This is a genomic window from Flavobacterium sp. CBA20B-1 (genome assembly GCF_028473145.1).
Lineage (GTDB): Bacteria > Bacteroidota > Bacteroidia > Flavobacteriales > Flavobacteriaceae > Flavobacterium.
The window spans coordinates 1,874,194-1,892,213 of record NZ_CP092370.1; the positions used below are offsets into that span (position 1 = coordinate 1,874,194).

18 protein-coding genes are annotated in these 18,020 nt (G+C 36.5%); 9 read left to right on the forward strand and 9 right to left on the reverse strand.

What is annotated here, in order from left to right; translation table 11 throughout:
- Nucleotides 1-36: 36 nt before the first annotated feature.
- Nucleotides 37-1,671 (reverse strand): S8 family peptidase, encoded by a 1,635-nt coding sequence (locus tag MG290_RS09320; protein ID WP_264561042.1) that lies wholly within the window; start codon nucleotides 1,669-1,671, stop codon nucleotides 37-39.
- Nucleotides 1,672-1,738: 67 nt separating this feature from the next.
- On the reverse strand, nucleotides 1,739-2,596 hold the full coding sequence (locus MG290_RS09325) for an MBL fold metallo-hydrolase (protein ID WP_264561043.1): 858 nt from the start codon (nucleotides 2,594-2,596) through the stop codon (nucleotides 1,739-1,741).
- Between the two features lie 189 nt (nucleotides 2,597-2,785).
- Between MG290_RS09325 and rnpA the strand changes: the two genes are divergently transcribed.
- The gene (gene rnpA, locus MG290_RS09330) at nucleotides 2,786-3,163 is read left to right on the forward strand and encodes a ribonuclease P protein component (protein ID WP_264561044.1); all 378 of its coding nucleotides are present in this window, start codon (nucleotides 2,786-2,788) and stop codon (nucleotides 3,161-3,163) included.
- A 139-nt stretch (nucleotides 3,164-3,302) separates the two neighbouring features.
- Here rnpA and MG290_RS09335 read toward each other — a convergent pair whose 3' ends face one another.
- Both MG290_RS09335 and MG290_RS09340 read right to left on the reverse strand, forming a co-directional pair.
- Entirely contained in the window at nucleotides 3,303-4,373 is a 1,071-nt protein-coding gene (locus tag MG290_RS09335) for a T9SS type A sorting domain-containing protein (protein WP_264561045.1), read from the reverse strand.
- A gap of 66 nt (nucleotides 4,374-4,439) precedes the next feature.
- A complete protein-coding gene (locus MG290_RS09340; protein WP_264561046.1) occupies nucleotides 4,440-5,495 on the reverse strand; it encodes a hypothetical protein in 1,056 nt (351 codons plus the stop codon).
- 165 nt (nucleotides 5,496-5,660) lie between these two features.
- Between MG290_RS09340 and MG290_RS09345 the strand changes: the two genes are divergently transcribed.
- From MG290_RS09345 to MG290_RS09365, 5 genes are all read left to right on the forward strand, one after another.
- Nucleotides 5,661-6,563, forward strand: coding sequence for a DUF4349 domain-containing protein (locus MG290_RS09345; RefSeq protein ID WP_264561047.1), 903 nt, complete (start codon nucleotides 5,661-5,663; stop codon nucleotides 6,561-6,563).
- 13 nt (nucleotides 6,564-6,576) lie between these two features.
- Entirely contained in the window at nucleotides 6,577-8,553 is a 1,977-nt protein-coding gene (locus MG290_RS09350) for a KUP/HAK/KT family potassium transporter (RefSeq protein WP_264561048.1), read from the forward strand.
- 41 nt (nucleotides 8,554-8,594) lie between these two features.
- Complete coding sequence (locus MG290_RS09355; RefSeq protein ID WP_264561049.1) at nucleotides 8,595-9,095, forward strand: hypothetical protein; 501 nt, start codon at nucleotides 8,595-8,597, stop codon at nucleotides 9,093-9,095.
- Nucleotides 9,096-9,208: 113 nt separating this feature from the next.
- Nucleotides 9,209-9,715 carry a pyridoxamine 5'-phosphate oxidase family protein gene (locus MG290_RS09360; protein ID WP_264561050.1) on the forward strand — a complete coding sequence of 169 codons (507 nt, stop codon included), beginning with the start codon at nucleotides 9,209-9,211 and terminating at the stop codon, nucleotides 9,713-9,715.
- A gap of 105 nt (nucleotides 9,716-9,820) precedes the next feature.
- Nucleotides 9,821-11,953 carry a catalase gene (locus MG290_RS09365; protein ID WP_264561051.1) on the forward strand — a complete coding sequence of 711 codons (2,133 nt, stop codon included), beginning with the start codon at nucleotides 9,821-9,823 and terminating at the stop codon, nucleotides 11,951-11,953.
- 64 nt (nucleotides 11,954-12,017) lie between these two features.
- On the opposite strand, the gene MG290_RS09370 is transcribed toward MG290_RS09365, so the two are convergent.
- Nucleotides 12,018-12,779, reverse strand: coding sequence for a TIGR03915 family putative DNA repair protein (locus MG290_RS09370; protein ID WP_264561052.1), 762 nt, complete (start codon nucleotides 12,777-12,779; stop codon nucleotides 12,018-12,020).
- A gap of 1 nt (nucleotide 12,780) precedes the next feature.
- Nucleotides 12,781-14,040 (reverse strand): putative DNA modification/repair radical SAM protein, encoded by a 1,260-nt coding sequence (locus MG290_RS09375; RefSeq protein WP_264563197.1) that lies wholly within the window; start codon nucleotides 14,038-14,040, stop codon nucleotides 12,781-12,783.
- 178 nt (nucleotides 14,041-14,218) lie between these two features.
- Between MG290_RS09375 and MG290_RS09380 the strand changes: the two genes are divergently transcribed.
- Nucleotides 14,219-14,758 carry a type 1 glutamine amidotransferase domain-containing protein gene (locus MG290_RS09380; RefSeq protein WP_264561053.1) on the forward strand — a complete coding sequence of 180 codons (540 nt, stop codon included), beginning with the start codon at nucleotides 14,219-14,221 and terminating at the stop codon, nucleotides 14,756-14,758.
- Between the two features lie 75 nt (nucleotides 14,759-14,833).
- Here the strand turns inward: MG290_RS09380 and nfsB are convergent, their stop codons facing one another.
- Complete coding sequence (nfsB, locus tag MG290_RS09385) at nucleotides 14,834-15,493, reverse strand: oxygen-insensitive NAD(P)H nitroreductase (RefSeq protein WP_264561054.1); 660 nt, start codon at nucleotides 15,491-15,493, stop codon at nucleotides 14,834-14,836.
- Between the two features lie 97 nt (nucleotides 15,494-15,590).
- Here nfsB and MG290_RS09390 point away from each other — a divergent pair, with 97 nt between their 5' ends.
- Both MG290_RS09390 and MG290_RS09395 read left to right on the forward strand, forming a co-directional pair.
- Nucleotides 15,591-16,007: a winged helix-turn-helix transcriptional regulator gene (locus MG290_RS09390; protein WP_264561055.1), complete on the forward strand. Its 417-nt coding sequence runs from the start codon at nucleotides 15,591-15,593 to the stop codon at nucleotides 16,005-16,007.
- Between the two features lie 181 nt (nucleotides 16,008-16,188).
- Nucleotides 16,189-16,443 (forward strand): hypothetical protein, encoded by a 255-nt coding sequence (locus MG290_RS09395; protein ID WP_264561056.1) that lies wholly within the window; start codon nucleotides 16,189-16,191, stop codon nucleotides 16,441-16,443.
- A gap of 756 nt (nucleotides 16,444-17,199) precedes the next feature.
- Here MG290_RS09395 and MG290_RS09400 read toward each other — a convergent pair.
- Both MG290_RS09400 and MG290_RS09405 read right to left on the reverse strand, forming a co-directional pair.
- Complete coding sequence (locus MG290_RS09400; RefSeq protein WP_264561057.1) at nucleotides 17,200-17,559, reverse strand: helix-turn-helix domain-containing protein; 360 nt, start codon at nucleotides 17,557-17,559, stop codon at nucleotides 17,200-17,202.
- The gene (locus MG290_RS09405) at nucleotides 17,529-17,963 is read right to left on the reverse strand and encodes a transposase (RefSeq protein ID WP_264561058.1); all 435 of its coding nucleotides are present in this window, start codon (nucleotides 17,961-17,963) and stop codon (nucleotides 17,529-17,531) included. The genes MG290_RS09400 and MG290_RS09405 overlap by 31 nt, the downstream gene beginning before the upstream one ends.
- Nucleotides 17,964-18,020: the final 57 nt, after the last annotated feature.

Genomic DNA, 18,020 nt, shown 5'->3' on the forward strand with positions numbered 1-18,020 from the left:
AAAGAGAACAGCTAAATTACTAAATTAATTATAATTTTATTTTTTCCCTTTAGAAACTTTATCTGCCATGATTAAAGCATTGTAAAGGTTTACAAATTTACCTGAGGTAGAAATATCTTTAAAGTTGCGTTTATCTTCTGCATCGCCTGAAACAATAACTTCTTTGTTAACAGCAACACCAGAATCTTTCATGATTTGTTTTACTTGCGGTGCGGTTAAGCTTGGATAGTACGAGCGAATCATTGCTGCAACACCTGCGGCGTTTGGTGACGCCATTGATGTTCCTTGCAAATATTCGTATCCGGCATGAGGAACGGTTGCATAAATTTTAACACCTGGTGCAAAAACATCTACGTCAATGTTTCCAAAGTTGGAGAAGTTTGCTACCATTTTTTCGCCGAATGATGGGTTTAAAGCACCTACTACCAAAAAGTTGTCTGCAACTTCGGTATTTGTTCCTTCAATACGGTCGTTTGGATAGCGCTTAATTTCTTCCCCTTCCGGGTTTAAATCCATTGCATCGTTTCCGGCTGCAACCACAATCAACACATCTTTTTTAGCGGCATATTTAATGGCATCCATCACCCATTGGCTGTTTTGTGCAAAATATTTACCAAAACTTCCGTTGATTACTTTAGCACCGTTGTCTGCAGCATAGCGAATTGCCAATGCAACGTCTTTATCGTACTCATCGCCATCTGGCACTGCACGAACCGACATAATTTCTACGTTGTTTGATGCTACACCATCGCCACCAATATTGTTGTTTCGTGTTTGCGCAATAATACCCGCAACGTGGGTTCCGTGTTTTGCATGGTCGCGGTTGCCCATTACATCGTTATCACCGTATTTGGTATCGTTAATATCAAAAATATCATCTCCTGTTTTGCGTCCTCTGAAATCAACATTTAAGTTGTATTTTAATTGTCCGTTTACGTAATCACCGTAATCTTTAATAAAATCAGCTGCCGATTTTCCGCGAGAAATTAACACATAACCAATGTTTTTTGCTTTTGCCACATCGGCAGGTGCATCTTTGCTTATGTTGTCTAAATCTTCTTTAGAATACTCGGTCTTTTTAAGGTATTTTGTAAGTTTTCCGTGCGCATCTTCCATCATTTCAAGCTGTTTTCTCACAGGCTCTAACTCGGCAATTTTCTCATCTAATTCTTTCTTGGCACGTTTGTATTCTGCCGATCCGTCATCGCCTCTCGACACAATTCGGGTAAGCTCTAACTGCTCTTCGTTGGTAGCTCCTAATAAATTCCAACCGTGTATATCATCGATGTATCCGTTTTTGTCATCATCGATACCGTTTCCTGCAATTTCTTTAGGATTTACCCACATTTGCGATTTTAAATCTGGATGATCTACTTCGATACCTGAATCAATCACCGCTACTAAAACCTTTTTACCCGGTTTGTTTTTTATGATTTCTTGATAAGCACGATCTACCGACATTCCCGGAACCGTATCTTTTAAAATATCTAAATGACTCCAACGTTGCATGGAAGCTTCTGGCAAAGCAGATTTTCTTGTAGGAAGTTGGTCTGCAGAAGTAATAGGTTTCAACGTGCTTAAATCTTGTAAATAAGATGTTTGCGCTGTTTTACAGCTTGTTAACGCTAATGCTACTAAAGCTGATAAATAAATAGATTTATTGATCTTCATATTTGATAAAACTTGTATTAATTTTAGAAGTTGGTATGCAAACACATTCAAATGTTACAGTACGTTGTTATAAAATATCGTTAATTGCAAAAATTTGGTTCAGACGAACGCCTTTTTCGGTTTCTTGTACGGTGATAATGGGATTGTGGGCATCGTGTTCCAGATATAAATAATAATTGTTTGCTGCGGCGAGTTTTAAAAACTGCTCTTTTTCGCCCAAAGTAAGCAATGGTCGGGTGTCGTATCCCATAACATACGGCAACGGAATATGTCCGGCAGTAGGCAGTAAATCGGCACAAAAAACAATGGTTTTGTCTTGGTATTTAATATGCGGAATCATTTGTTTTTCGGTATGCCCATCTACAAACAATACACCGAAATTCAAATCGGCGTGCTGCTCCAAAGGGTTGTTTGATGTTTCAATAAATTTTAATTGACCACTTTCGTGCAACGGCAAAATGTTTTCTGATAAAAAAGAGGCTTTTTCGCGCGGATTTGGTTTTGTGGCCCAATTCCAGTGGTTTTCGTTGCTCCAATACGTGGCGTTTTTAAAAGTAGGCACATATCCCGTGCGTGTTTCATTCCACGAAACGGCACCACCGCAATGATCAAAATGCAAATGGGTTAAAAACACGTCGGTAATATCGTCTTTATGAAAACCTTTTTCTTGCAAAGATTTTTCTAAACTATAATCACCCCACATATTGTAAAAACCAAAAAATTTATCGGACTGTTTGTTGCCCATACCGGTATCAATCAAAATTAATCGGTTTCCATCTTCTATTAAAAGGCAACGGGCAGCCAGATCAATTTGGTTATTCGCATCGGCGGGGTTGGTTTTGTTCCAAAGCACTTTTGGCACCACGCCAAACATTGCCCCGCCGTCTAGTTTAAAATTTCCTGCTTCTATGGCATGAAGTTTCATAGTTGTTTTGTTTTTGTATGAATTAGTAAAAATAGGAATAATTTTTATTTTTAGGAACTAATTTTCCACAGATACACGAATGCTCTTTTTCATATAACATGATTTCCGTTTAAAAGTAAATCTGCAAATAGCTTTATTAATTGTTTTAAAACCGATACAAAACAGTATTTTTGCCCCATAAATTGTTTTATGAACCACACCTATCCCAAAACCGAAAAATTGAAACGGAAAAAGTATATCGATTTGCTTTTTTCGGAAGGACGCACGGTAACCAAATATCCGTTGCGCTTGGTGTATGTGCCTGTGAAAGATTTAGAAGTGCCCTTACAAATGGGTGTTTCGGTTTCCAAAAGATATTTTAAAAAAGCGGTTGACCGCAATTATTTTAAACGAGTTCTACGTGAATGCTACCGTTTAAACAAAGAATTGCTACTGAACGATTTAAAAGAACCTTATGTAATGATGTTCTTTTACCAAACCAAAGAACGCCTGCCCTACCAAGAAATTGAAACAAAAACCCAACAGCTTTTTGAAAAGTTTGTTACCACCATACAAAAAACACCCTGATTGTTTTAATCAGAGCGTTTCTGTTAATCTTTGCAGGTTAACTGCTTCACAACAGTTGATTAGTACAAACTGCTGTGGTTCACTCAAATTTATTTTACATTCTACAGCAATACAATCTACATTATACAGAAAAACAAAACTATTTCTTCACCAGTTTCTTAACCGCTGTGCCTTGGTTGGTTTGCAAGTGCAGCATATACGTGCCGCTTGCAAAATGTTCTATGTTTAATTGTATTTCGGTTTCGTTGTTATAGGTTTGGGTGCTTAACTGTTTACCTGCAACATCATAAACCGTGATTTGTTGTATTTGCATATTCTCGGCGTTGGTGATGTTTACCATGCTGTTTGCCGGGTTGGGGTATAGATTAAATTTTTCTGCCAAAAAATTATCTGCGGTTAACAAGTGTGGTGGCACGCTTTTTAATGCCGTTATTTTGATATTATCGTATTTTAAAAAGGATGGTTGTTCTTGAACAGCATCTATATTTTTTCCTATATCAAGATTTAGTTCGGTTGGCGGATAATTACTCATCGTATCTGGTGGGGTTAGCTTATCAAAAACATCTACTTTTTTTACAATTCCCAATTTAGGTATCTCAACATACGCTTTGTTATTATCATAATCAATAAAAAAAAACAGTTGATACCATTGGTTATCAGGTGTATACAAAAAATTATTAGTTGGGGTCAAATGAAACGGAGAGTACGATACTAATCCATTTGAGCTTACACCCCTTAAAAGCCCGTCAAAATGATTATAAAGAAACCCAGCCAAAATTTTTGGTTTTGTGGTATAAAGAGTTATTGTGCTAACTACCGCAAAAGGGATTGAAGGATTACCCGGATAGTTTGGTACAAATATTTCAATTTCAAACTTCAAAACATTATTCCCTTGTGTGCGCTGGTTCCAAAGCACATCAAAATTTTTTTTGAACATTCTGTTAGTACCATGGCTCCCTACCGGTCCGGTTGTAATGGTTAACACTTTTCCTTTATTGGTTTCGTTTTCTATTTGAAAATTTGCTGCTGTAGCATTTGTGTTCAATGAGCCAAATAAAGTATGCCATCCGCCCTGACCAGGCGTTTGACCAGAAAAATCGGTAGCAACATTTCCTAATGTGTAGTTATCAAAGTTTTCGGTGTAGAGTACTTGGGCAGCTATATAACAGCTATAAACAAACAGGATTATTGTGAATAGTATTTTTTTCATACTAGCATTTTTAAATTAAATAACAAATTCGTAAATCTTAATGATTTAAGATTTACGAATTATTTTTTATAAGCCTATAGATATAACATGACCAGATGTCATCCATAAATTAGCACCCATTCCCATATATAAATTAATTTTATGCGATGGGTAACCAAAGAAATATTCTTCATGAGACCACTCAAATTCATAGTCCACCTCGCGGGAATCGCACCAAGTACTAGGACCGCCATTCTGCATCCAAGATGTAAATGGTGATGGTGCAATTAAAGGATCAGTTTCATGGTAATAACGCAATTTACCAACGTTTCCTTTACCAGGAACGAAAGCATTGGTTACAAACGTGTCCTCCCAATAAGGATAAGTCGCCGGATCTTGAATTGTTTTGTTTTCTACTTGGATAAAGCCATTGCCCACAACACTTCCGTTTGATTTTAATATTATTGTATATTCATAAAAAAACACTTTGCCATAACGTGCTAAAACTGCTTGCTCTTGCGGTGTGGCATTCCCTGAAATATCAAAAAAACGGTTTTCGGGATTCCAACCTGGATTTGACCCTGGGGTGTGAGGATTTACTGGACAATGATCTGCATAAGAGCTTATAGATACTTCGGAATGATTTATAGAAGAACCGTCTAAAACAATTGGTTTTGCCGCAATTAATTCACCAATTTCATTACCGTTTTGGTATAGGTTGGGATAGTTACCGTTTGTAAAATCGGCTACTAACCCGGGTGGGATTAGTGATGCTTGGTAAGCATCATGATATTGACCATCATTCACACCATCATAATATGCCAAACCAATATATGGGGTTAAATGCAACTCAAAAATACTATAACCCTCACCAGCTGTATGATTCGATATCGTATAAGTTGGAATAACATCATTACGGTGTTTAATATCCCACGGAGAATAATAATTATCACCTACAATCCCTGGAGTTCCAGACCCTGGAATATAAAAACCTGGGTTATTAGGGTTAAAGCTATTAGTTTGGTATTGCGAACCTGTTTCAGCATTTTGCTGATCCAAATCATCAACCATGCTGTCGGTTGTACATGCTGTAAGGGTTAAGCCTATTACCCCCCCCCACAAAATTTTACTTAATTTACTCATAATTATTATATTTAAGTTAATCGAATTGTAAATATAATTAAAAAATTAACATGTTGTTAAATAAAACAAAAAAATATCAAAAACAAACCTATTATTATTCGCTCTATTTTCTATTTGATATTCACAATAAAAATATACCTTAGTACTACCTAAACTAGTTGTGGTATGAAAAAGTATATTTTTTGGGTGTTTGCATTCAACAGTTTGTTGATCATCGCATGTAAAAACAACGAAACGGCTACCGAAGATGCCGTCGAGGTTACCGAGATTGAATTGCCGGAATATGAGCCACGCGAGTATAATGCGGTGTATGATGCCGAACTATCTTCAGAAGAAATGGCTCAAGTTCAAGAGCCAACACCTAACGAGAACAATGTGCAGAACGAAGTTTCTTTTGCTAAAAAAATCATTAAATCGGCAACGGTTAAATATCAAGTAGATGATTTAGAAGAAGAAAAAAACAAACTGGTTCGCGAAACCAATGCTTTAAAAGGTTTTGTAGTTTCTGAAATTGCCGATGCTACTTACAACAATCCGCAAATTGCTTTTCAGCTTAATATTCCTTCGGAACATTTCGATGGGTTTATTACTTCTCTTGAAAAAGACGTAGCTTATTTTGATTTAAAGGAAATTAAGCGCGAAGATGTTACCCGTGATTACGTGGATGTAGCCACTCGCTTAAAAAACCAAAGGGCATTAGAAGCACGCTATTTAGAGTTGTTGAAACAAGCAAAAAACGTTACCGAAATTTTAGAAATCGAAGAGAAACTTCACCAAGTGCGATTAGAAATTGAGCTTTCAGAAAACCGCCTACGGTTGTATGATCGGCAAGTGCAATACAGTTCCGTTTCGCTTACTATTTTTAAAGAAATGCCACACGCAAAATCGCCCGATCGCACTATTGGATACAAAACCAAAAATGCGTTTATCGGTGGTTTTGAAAATTTTGTAGATTCATTAATAGATATTTTATACCTTTGGCCGTTTTTTTTAATTATTCTTATTTTGGGGCTATGGTTTTTAGTAAAATATAAGAAATATAAAAAAAATCAATCTAAATTTAATTAAAAATCCAATTTAAGTGGAAGCAAAACACAGCCTAAATAAAGTAAGTGCCGGCGCTTTATTAATCACATTAGGTATCATTTATGGAGATATCGGTACTTCGCCTTTGTATGTAATGAAAGCTATTTTTGGCGAAGCACCCATTAATGAAAATCTGGTGCTGGGTGCGGTTTCTTGTGTGCTTTGGACACTTACCATACAAACCAGTATAAAATATGTATGGCTTACCTTACAAGCTGACAATAACGGAGAAGGTGGTATTTTTTCGCTTTATACGTTGGTGAAAAAGCTAAAGAAAAAATGGTTGATTGTTCCGGCCTTAATTGGCGGTAGTGCCATGCTTGCCGATGGATTCATCACACCTCCTATCTCAATTTCTTCGGCCTTAGAGGGTTTAAAAATTTATTACCCCGATTTGCAAACCATTCCGCTTGTAATTGCTGTTATTGTGGTGCTGTTCTTTTTTCAGAGTTATGGCACCAAAACCATTGGAAAGTTCTTCGGACCTATTATGTTTATTTGGTTCAGTATGTTGGCAATTGTGGGATTATTGCAAATTATCCAATTGCCCGAAATTTTAAAAGCTTTTAATCCTTATTATGCTTATTTGCTGTTAAAAGAACATCCAGAAGGTTTTTATGTATTGGGATTTGTGTTTCTGTGTACCACAGGTGCCGAAGCTTTGTACAGCGATTTGGGTCATTGTGGCATAAAAAACATACGCGCCAGTTGGTTGTTTGTAAAAACAACATTGATTTTAAATTACTTTGGTCAAGGTGCATTTTTACTTTCACATGCCGATATAAAACTGAAAACATTTGAAAACGGTGTAGAATTTATTCAAAACCCGTTCTATTTAATGATGCCGCAATGGTTTATTCCCGTCGGAATTATTGTAGCAACATTGGCAGCCATCATTGCAGCACAAGCATTAATCACTGGCTCATTTACCATGATAAACGAGGCCATGCGTTTAAATCTTTGGCCGCGTGTGTTGGTTAAATATCCATCGATTATAAAAGGACAGTTATACATTCCTTCTACCAATTGGATGCTTTGCATTGGTTGTATCTTGATTGTGTTGCATTTCAAAGAATCGAGCAATATGGAAGCTGCTTATGGTTTGGCAATTGTAATGTGTATGATTGCAACCAGTATATTGCTTACCTACTATATGATTTTAAAACGCTTTAGCAAATTCATCATCGCTGCGTTTGTAATGGTATATAGCGTGATTGAAATATCGTTTTTCTTGGCAAATATTGATAAGTTTCACCACGGCGGTTATGTGTCGCTTTTAGTGGCAGGAGGTTTAGCAAGTGTTATGGCCATTTGGTTTTTGGGTAAACGCATTCGTAAGAATTATACCGAATTTGTTCGTTTGGAAGATTACACCACTGTAATAGAAGATTTAAGCAATGACGAAAGCATCCCGCAATATGCCAACAACCTCATCTATCTTACCAACGCACATATTAAAAGCGAAATTGAATCGAAAGTGATTTATTCCATCCTTTATAAACGTCCCAAACGTGCCGATGTTTATTGGATGTTGCATGTAAATGTTCAAGACGAACCTTATGGAATGGAATATCAAATTAAAAAATTCTCAGACAAAATTATCCGTGTCGATTTTTATTTAGGATTCCGCATTGCACCAAAGATAAGTCCGTTGTTTAAAAAAGTTTTAGAAGATTTAAACAAATGCGGAGAGTTCAATAAACTTAGTACGTATCACTCTTTAAGAAAAAATCAAATCACTGCCGACCACAAATACATCATCATCGAAAAAGTAGTTTCTTATGACAACGATTTGCCTTGGTACGAAAAATTTATACTCGATTGTTATGCATTCATTCGCAAGAATAGTTTATCGGAAGAAAAAGCTTTTGGATTAGACAATAGTTCAGTGAAAATTGAATATTATCCGCTGTTGTTAAACAACAATATCGCTGATATTCCTTTAAAACGAAGAACCGATAAAAAGAAATAAATCACTAATAATGCTGTTTTCATTTAAAACAGCATTTTTTTATGCCTAAAATCAAACAAGCGCTTTTTCTATTAATATTATGTTTACATTTGACATCACATATTTATGCTACTCGCCACATGAATCCAAGACTATTATTTGTTGTTTTTTTAATGCTGAGCCTTTCCTGTAAAGCTCAAGATAAGCGCCTTACAGGAAAATGGAAAGGAACCGATTCCCAAGGAGGCACTGTTTGTATTCTATTCTCAAAAGATGGTTATGTGACGTTTATTAACGGAAAAAACACCTTTGGCGGAAAAGAATTTGAAATCGAAGGCATTAAAGCCGCTTGCAAATACATTGCCGATTTTTCTAAAACACCGCATCAAATAGATTATGTTTTTTATAACCTTGCAAACAATAATGAAATCAACCGCATGCGGGGCATTTACCGCTTTTTGGGCTACGATAAAATGGAACTACGCGTAAATATGAACGGTGGAACATACAGCGAATTTGCCGAGATTCCCGATATGGATACCCTCTTTTTAGAAAAAAAATAATCGTTCCATTCCCATTTGTGCTTCATAGAAACACAAAATTAATAGCATTTTTATGTTATTAATTTGTATCTTTATAATTGAAAAAGAAAAAATCAATTTAAAAAATTAAAGCTATGAGTACAGAAAACCTAAACCACAAGGAGGCAGTTGAAAAGTTAAAAAACATGGTAGATGCCATTGATATTGGTATGCTTTCTACTTTTCAAAACCACACCGATTATCCGCACAGCGTTCCAATGAGTCGTCAAGAAGTTGACGAAGAAGGCAATATATGGTTTCTATTTTCGGCAACCAGTGATACCCACCAACATTTAATGGATAACAAAAAAATATCATTGACATTTGCCGATGTTAAATCGTATGAATTTTTAAGTATCAACGGCATTGGCGAAGTTTCAAGAGATGCTGCCAAAATCGAAAAATATTGGAACAAGTTTGTAGAAGCTTGGTTTGAAAAAGGAAAAGAAGATCCCAACATTCGCATCTTAAAAGTAGTTCCAAACGAGGCGCACTATTGGGACAACAAAACCAACAAATTGATTACTTTTTTCAAAGTAGCAACAAGCGCGTTAACAGGCGCAAAAATGGACATGGGCAGAGAAGGCGATTTAAACCTCTAGCCTTTACAATACAAAAGCTCTGAAGTTTTTTCAGAGCTTTTACTGCATCAAAAACACGCTGCTAAAAGAGACCCACCAAATATTAAATCTCAAAATAATAAATTCATGAAAAAGGAAAAAAAGCAAACCAGCGAAAACCAAAAAACCAAACAGTTGCAACAACAAATTACGGATAACAACGGTAAGGTACTCACTACCAACGATGGCGTACCTATTTATGACAACAACAATACCCTGAAAGCTGGCGAAAGAGGTCCGTCTTTGCAACAAGATCATATTTATCTGGACAAATTGATGCATTTCGACAGAGAACGTATTCCCGAGCGTGTGGTACATGCCCGCGGAAGTGGGGCGCATGGCGTTTTTGAAATGAATGCAGATTTATCTAAATACACCACCGCACATTTTTTACAAAAAGGCGTGCAAACGCCAGTTTTTGTGCGTTTTTCTACTGTTGCAGGTTTTAAGGGATCTACCGATTTGGCACGCGATGTACGCGGTTTTAGCGTAAAATTTTATACAGAAGAAGGAAACTACGATTTGGTAGGAAACAATATTCCTGTGTTTTTTATACAAGATGCCATGAATTTTCCGGATTTAATTCACGCAGTAAAACCCGAACCCAACAATGAAATTCCACAGGCAGCTTCGGCACACGATACTTTTTGGGATTTTATTTCATTAATGCCCGAATCAGCACATATGATTATGTGGGTGATGTCAGACAGAGCCATTCCTCGCAGTTTGCGTATGATGGAAGGTTTTGGGGTACACACTTTTAAGTTAGTCAATGCAGAAGGAAAAGGCACTTTTGTAAAATTTCATTGGAAACCTCGTTTGGGTGCACACGGTGTGGCATGGAACGAAGCACAGAAAATATCAGGATTCAATTCTGATTTTCACCGTCAGGATTTATGGGAAGCAATTGAAAATGGAAACTATCCGCAATGGGATTTAGGTATGCAGTTGATTCCTGAAGAAGACGAACATTCCTTTTCATTCGATTTATTAGATCCAACTAAAATAGTACCAGAAGAAGTAGTGCCAGTAACCATTGTTGGTACCATGACATTGAACAAAAATCCTGAGAACTTTTTTGCCGAAACCGAGCAAGCTGCATTTGATCCGGGGCGTGTGGTTCCCGGAATCGATTTTTCAAACGATCCGTTGCTTCAAGGCAGAATTTTTTCTTATATGGATACCCAAAATTACCGGTTAGGTGGACCCAATTTTCATGAATTGCCTATTAATCGAAGCATCAACAAAAAAACCAATAATCAAAAAGACGGTTTTGCCCGCCAAGATATTTTAAAAGGTGATGTAAGTTATTTTCCAAACAGTAAAGCCACTGGTTGTCCGTACCACGCCATGTTGAAAGGCGAAACAGGTTATCAATCGCACAAAGAACCTATCGAAGCTGTGAAAGAACGCAAAAGAACCCATTTATTTGCAGACCACTTCACACAAGCCCGATTGTTTTTTCAATCGCAAACATCATACGAGCAAAATCATATTATAAATGCGCTTTCGTTTGAATTGAGTAAGGTGAACAACCCTAAAATCAGAGAACGCCAAGTAGCTATTCTGCATCAAATAGACAAGCATTTAGCGATGCAAGTAGCTAGTAATTTGGGAATCAGCGTTCCTGAACAACTAGATGAGCTAACGTTGCAATTTGCCCGAAACAATCATCCGGAATATCCTCTAAAACCAAACAAACCCGAAGTGGAAAAATCTGCACCTTTGAGCATGGCTGTTAAAAAAGGAGAAGGAACTATTGCCACGCGAAAAGTGGCTTTTCTTCTTGAAGAAGGATCGTCTAAAGCCAGTGTTGATGCATTTAAAAAGGCGTTAGAAAAAGAAGGTGCTGAAGCGGTTTTAATTGCACCGCATGTGGGTACGTTTCAGTTTATGGAAGGTGGAACAGAAAACATTCAACACGCCTATGCCACAGATGCATCGGTTTTATATGATGCTGTGTACACTCCCGGCGGAAAAGCAACTGAAAAATTATTAAAAAATCCCGATTATTTTGCTTTTATAAACGAGGCATATCGCCATTGCAAAGCATTGGCTTTTGCCGAGGGAACAGAAGATGTTTTGGCGCAATCGTTTGTAGAAAAAGACCGTGGTGTTTTTTTAGAAAGCAAAGATAAAAACTGGATTTCTGAAATGATTGCCGTTATGAAAGAACACCGCGTTTGGGAACGCGAAGAAGCCCGAAAAGTTCCTGTTTAGCCCACTATATTAGCCCAAATTTGCAAGCTGCACCGTTTTTTGATTGTGCAGCTTGTTTTATTTTTTACTGTTTTTCAACCAGATACTTCCAATACCTTTTCGGCACATGTTGCAAATGCAATTTCATGTTTCTACGTGCTTCAATGTTGGTACTTTTAAAATACTGTTTCCACAAACGTTTAAAAAGTTCGTCGCGTTCGTCTAAAGCAATGGTTAACTGGGTGTTTTGAAAAGCGGTTTGTTCTTGTTTATCAATCACAATTTCAGAAAGTCCTTTTAAATTGTAATGAAATCCGTAATTGCGTTTTACATCATAGATTACCCAAGGCATATCGGTATATCTATTTCTAAAAAAAGATAAGATTAAAGGCAGTACATTAAAATCGGGTTCAATGATTGCGTAATACAAGCCATCGTTACTTTTACTAAAACGAATAAACGCCTTCATACGGTGACGTTCACGGCTTACTTTTTTTAAGGTTTGATGAAAATACAAAACCTTTAAATCACCAAAATGTTCTAATATGGAATGATTTCCTTTAAACAATAAAACCATGATATAAAAAGCCGCATTCCAAGCTTCGGTATCTTCAGAGAGAAATGCTTTGTAAAAATCATCGGCTGTGGCTTTCCCAAATTGATTAATCAATGCGTCTTGAATGCGTTTAGCTTTGTCAACATCCGTAAAAATGGTTCTTTCGGGCAAGAATATATCGGGCTGAAAAAAACCTTCGGCAACAGGCACGGCATGCCATTCTTTCATTTCGAAACATTCGAAAACACAACACAAAAATCCGTGATAACTGCCATCGAACACATAATTCATTTTAAAACAATTTTAATTGATTTTCAGCTATTTCCGCCTTGTATTTACTACTACCCATTTGCAAAATAGTACTTTTTATTTGCGGAGCATATTTAAAACCCAACGGCGCAAGGGTATCGGCACAAGTAATAAAATGTTTGGCTCGGTTATACGCAATTCCCATCTTTTTAAGTTGATATTCCCGCAGTTTTCCGTACTTGCGTGCAGTGATGATTTTCACAGCCGATTGCCGACCAATCCCGGGAACACGAATAATTGTTTGATAATCAGCAGTATTAATGTCAATTGGAAATAAATGCAAATTTCGCAATGCCCAACTCAATTTGGGATCGATATCCAAATCTAACTGTGTAAATGCCGGATTTAGAATTTCATTCAATGAAAAATTATAAAAACGCAACAACCAATCGGTCTGATACAATCTGTTCTCACGAATTAACGGCGGTCGCGAACCAATCTGTGGCAACGCGGTATTGTCGTTATTAATAGGAATGTATCCACTATAATATACGCGCTTTAGCTGGTATTTCTTGTAAAACTCATCCGCAACACTCATAATTTCCCAATCGTTTTCGGGTGTTGCACCAATAACCATCTGGGTACTTTGCCCCGCAGGAACAAATGTCGGAGTATGTTTGATTAATTTTTTTTCGTTTTGAAACGTCTGTATTTTCGTATTTACAAATTGTAAAGGTTTACGCACCGAATCATGGTCTTTTTCGGGAGCCACGAGCTTCAATCCGGCTTCGGTAGGCATTTCCAGATTAATACTCATACGATCCACATACAAACCAGCTTCCTGTATCAGTTCTTCGCTGGCACCGGGAATGGTTTTTAAGTGAATGTAACCGTTGTATCGTTCTTCCAGTCGCAGTTTTTTAACGATACGCAGCAATCGTTCCATGGTAAAATCGGCATTTTTAAAAATACCCGAACTTAAAAACAATCCTTCAATATAATTTCTGCGGTAAAAGTTCATGGTTAAATCTACCACTTCTTCCACCGTAAAGGCAGCACGTTTTACATCGTTACTTTTACGGCTCACGCAAAAAGCACAATCGTAAATGCAATGATTGGTCAACAAAATTTTAAGCAACGACACGCATCTTCCGTCTTCCGTGTAGGTATGGCAAATTCCTGAAGCAGATGCATCGCCAATTCCGCCGGTATTTTTTCGCTTGCTTCCGCTAGAACTGCAACTTACATCGTACTTTGCGGCATCGGCCAATATCATCAATTTTTCTTCGATCCGTTCCAAAATAGTTCCTCTTTACATCCTATCAAAGTTAACGATTCCTTTCATTTTCACTTGTCGTTCCAAAAGTTAAAAACGACATTTTTTGTTAAGGTTTTGATAAGATATTCCCCCTGACAAAAATCCACTTTTTTAGCTTGTAAAATATCATTAACTTGTAGATTCATTTTAAAAAATTAAAGCTATGAATGATTTAAAAGGAAAAAAAATTGCCATTCTTACAGAAGATGGCTTTGAAGAAATTGAATTGACCAGCCCGCTTGAAGCCTTGAAAGATGCCGGCGCAGAAGTGTTGATTGTATCGCCAAAAAATGGCAAAGTAAAAGCAAAATCGGGTGATGATTGGACAAAAGAGTATGATGTTGACTTACAACTGAACGATGCAAAATCAGGTGAATTCGATGCATTGGTAATTCCTGGCGGAGTAATCAATCCAGACAAATTGCGAACCAATAAAGATGCTTTGCAGTTTGTGCAAACATTTTTTAACGAGAACAAACCTGTTGCTGCCATTTGTCATGGTCCACAGGTTTTGATAAATGCAGAAGCTGTTCGAAACAAAAAATTGACATCGGTTGGCGCAATTGAAGCCGACTTGAAAAATGCCGGAGCGCAATGGGAAGATCAAGAAGTTGTTGTGGATGGAAATTTAATAACCAGCCGCACCCCAAAAGATTTACCCGCTTTTAACAAAGCAACAATTGAGGCGATTGCTAAAGCCTAAAACCCAAAAACACCATCTGCTTTTTATCAGATGGTGTTTTTAACTTTTAAATTGCTCCAAGCAATTTGCTTCTCATTAAATTAGTGTGGTAATATCTTCTAAAGCCAATCGGGCTTTTGGTGTTTTGGCAGGATCATTAAAATCGCTTTCGCTTCTATATCCCAACGCCACAGCAGTAATGGCTGTGAATCCTTTTTCGGTTAATCCAAATTCTTCATCCAAAATTTGCACATCAATGCCTTCCATGGGGCATGCATCAATTCCCAAAGCGGCTGCTCCTAATAAAAACTGACCAATGTTTAAATACACTTGTTTTTCCAACCAATGTTGTTCATCTTTTAATTGTTCTTTATGGATATTTACAAACAATGTTCTGCCGTCTTTGGTCATTTGCTTGATTTGCTCGTTGGGGAAACGCCCAGCTTTGGCTTCCGATTCAAGAACTAACTCTTTATAGGCTTCATCAATACGCATTTTAGAGCAAAAAAGCACCACATGCGAGGCATTCAGCACTTTAGCTTCGTTGAATTTGTAGTTGCCTTGCACACCTTTTGCCATTCGCTGTTTGCCTTCCTCTGTTGCGGCAATCACAAAATGCCACGGCTGAAGGTTTACGCTAGACGGACTCATTTGCAATAATGATAAAAGTTGCTTAAAATCGTCTTCTTTTATTTTTGTGGAAGGATCGAATGATTTCGTTGAATATCGATTGTTTAAAATGTTGATTATATTCATTATGTAAACGGTTATTTTTATGTATTTTTGTAATTGCAAAATGCAAGTACAAATATATAAATGTAATTGCAAAACGCAAGTACTTTTTTTATTTTTTATGGAAAAGAACAGATCAAATTGTCCGCTAAGTTGTACGCTTGATATTTTGGGCGATAAATGGTCGTTGCTGATTATTCGCGATGTAATATGGAAAGGAAAGGTTTCATACAGCGAATTTTTACTTTCGGAAGAAAAAATTGCGACCAATATTTTAGCAAATCGCTTAAAAATGTTAGAGGAAGAAAGCATTTTGATAAAGGAAGTTTCTGCTACCAACAAATCGAAATTTGAGTATCGTTTAACACAAAAAGGTGCGGATTTGTTACCTATTTTGGTAGAAATGGCCGATTGGAGCGTTAAGCACAATGAATCGGCTAAAGCATCGGCTCTCGGTCAGCGGATAGCTGGCAAAAAGATGAAATTCTTAAAGGAAATACAATCAATAATTCAAGAACGAATTAATAATAAGGAATAACTGACACGATATGCTACGCACAGAAGACCATCAAAAAAAATGGATTGCACATGGCTTTCGGCATATTTTGAAAACCTGAAAGCAATTGTCAAAAGTTTTGCCTGAATGTAGTTGTACAGTAGCGACTAAAACACCTTTGACTCTTTCTTTAATTTTGTGGTGAAAAATTAATTAAAGAGAAATGACACAAAGATTTCACAAGTTTTATCTGAAAATCACTGCAATCGTAATAGGTTCGTTTGGTCCGATTTTCTTTTTGGGCACGATGCTGCCTACATCTGAACCCGCAAGATGGTCTTTGGATTTACTAAGCCTTCCCCTAGACGGTTTGCAAAATTATGAGGCGTCCACTAACCGATTTTTGAGTGCATTAACAGGCGTGATTTTTGTTTGGTTGGGGTGTTTGTATTTGGCTTTTGCAAAAATGGGTTTATGACAAAGTACCCAACAAGGTGCGAAAGGCAGTCTTGGCGAGTCTTTTAGCTTGTTTTTTTTTTTTAGACAGCGCAGGTTCTATTACTTCGGGAAATGTGAGCAATGCGTTTATTAATATTCTGGTATTGATGATTGCAGTTGGTTCGCTATGGAAAGTCGCTAAAAATTAGGCCTATAAAATTCAAAAAATGTTTATGCTACCTATTGAGTTATTCAGAACATTTTGACAAAAAAACAATATCAACTATTTATATTTCCCTTTCAGGGAAATACTGTATCACATAGCTAAAAAGCCTTTTATATACTAGCCAAAGGCAATGTCTTTGGTTCTTTGGGATAGTGGTTGATGCGCCCTGAAAGGGCAATATAGCTTTGTATTACCCCATTTTTTCGGTTTATCATTACTTTTCTCTGAATAGGCTTGGTGTGTTAGGTTGCCTTTTGGATTCGCCGATTTTCAATTCAGGGCGTTGTCTAATATGTTGTCGTTAGCTTTCCGATTGTGATTCATTGGGTTGGGATTTTTTCCCTTTCAAGGAAAAGTTTGGTTGAAAAGTGGGTGGAAGTTTTTGGTTTTAATCAATGTTACTATAATTTTTATAGGTCGCTCCTACAGAGGAATGAACAGTTTGTCTCAACAAGGCTTCATTCCCCAATCATCAATCGTTAGCATTGTAGGATAGAGATCTGTCAAAAAAAATCCCCATATGTCCTAAAAAAAATTATAAGATACTGCTTTCTGTACACGCATTTCCCCCTAACGTTTTGCGGTTTGTTGCTGAAACATTTTCTTCCATTTTGCCACTGTATTGCGACTTAACTTAAAGTGCAGCGCCAATTCGCTATCGTTTAAATTATGCTTTTTTTGGTGATTCAATATTTTCTCAATCGATGCCTTGTCATACGATTTATACTTTTGGTTACTTCTTTGCTGTTCCTTTAATTTTTTTCCAAAGATTAAATCATTTAATAACAAAACATCCATTGAAGATAGCTTCTCTTTTGATAAAATGGCAGCACAATCATTCTTTTTATGTGGATATTTTTTTTCTAATAAATCTACATAAATTTTTTTATAATTAGGAACTATTGATCTTTTTTGTATTTTTTTATCCATTTGTAAAGTGTTGTTTTAGGAATGTTGTATTTTTCTATAATTTCATTTTTTGTCATTTCACCCTTATCGAGCATCTCTAAAAAAAAGTCAATAATTTCGGTAGTGTACACGTTTTTTCTGAACTGCGGTACACTTTTAAAATTGTTCTCTTTTTTATAATTGATGGAAGTTGGCGGTGCATACAACACTAAATGCTGCGTGTAAATTCTAAAAAAGTCGTACGCTAATAATTTACTCCAAAGCAATAATTTCTCTGTATCAATATTTTTGGATTGATACATTTTTTCCAATTCTTCATCGGTTATTTTAAAAAATTTCAGAATGCGGTCTGTTTCTATTTTTTGTTCATTTACCAATTGAAGAATAAGATGTCCTATATGAATATCTTTAAAATTGTATTCCATTAACTTTTGCCCAAGTGTTATGTTTTCTCTATTTTTTTTCTTCTTTTTACCTATTTG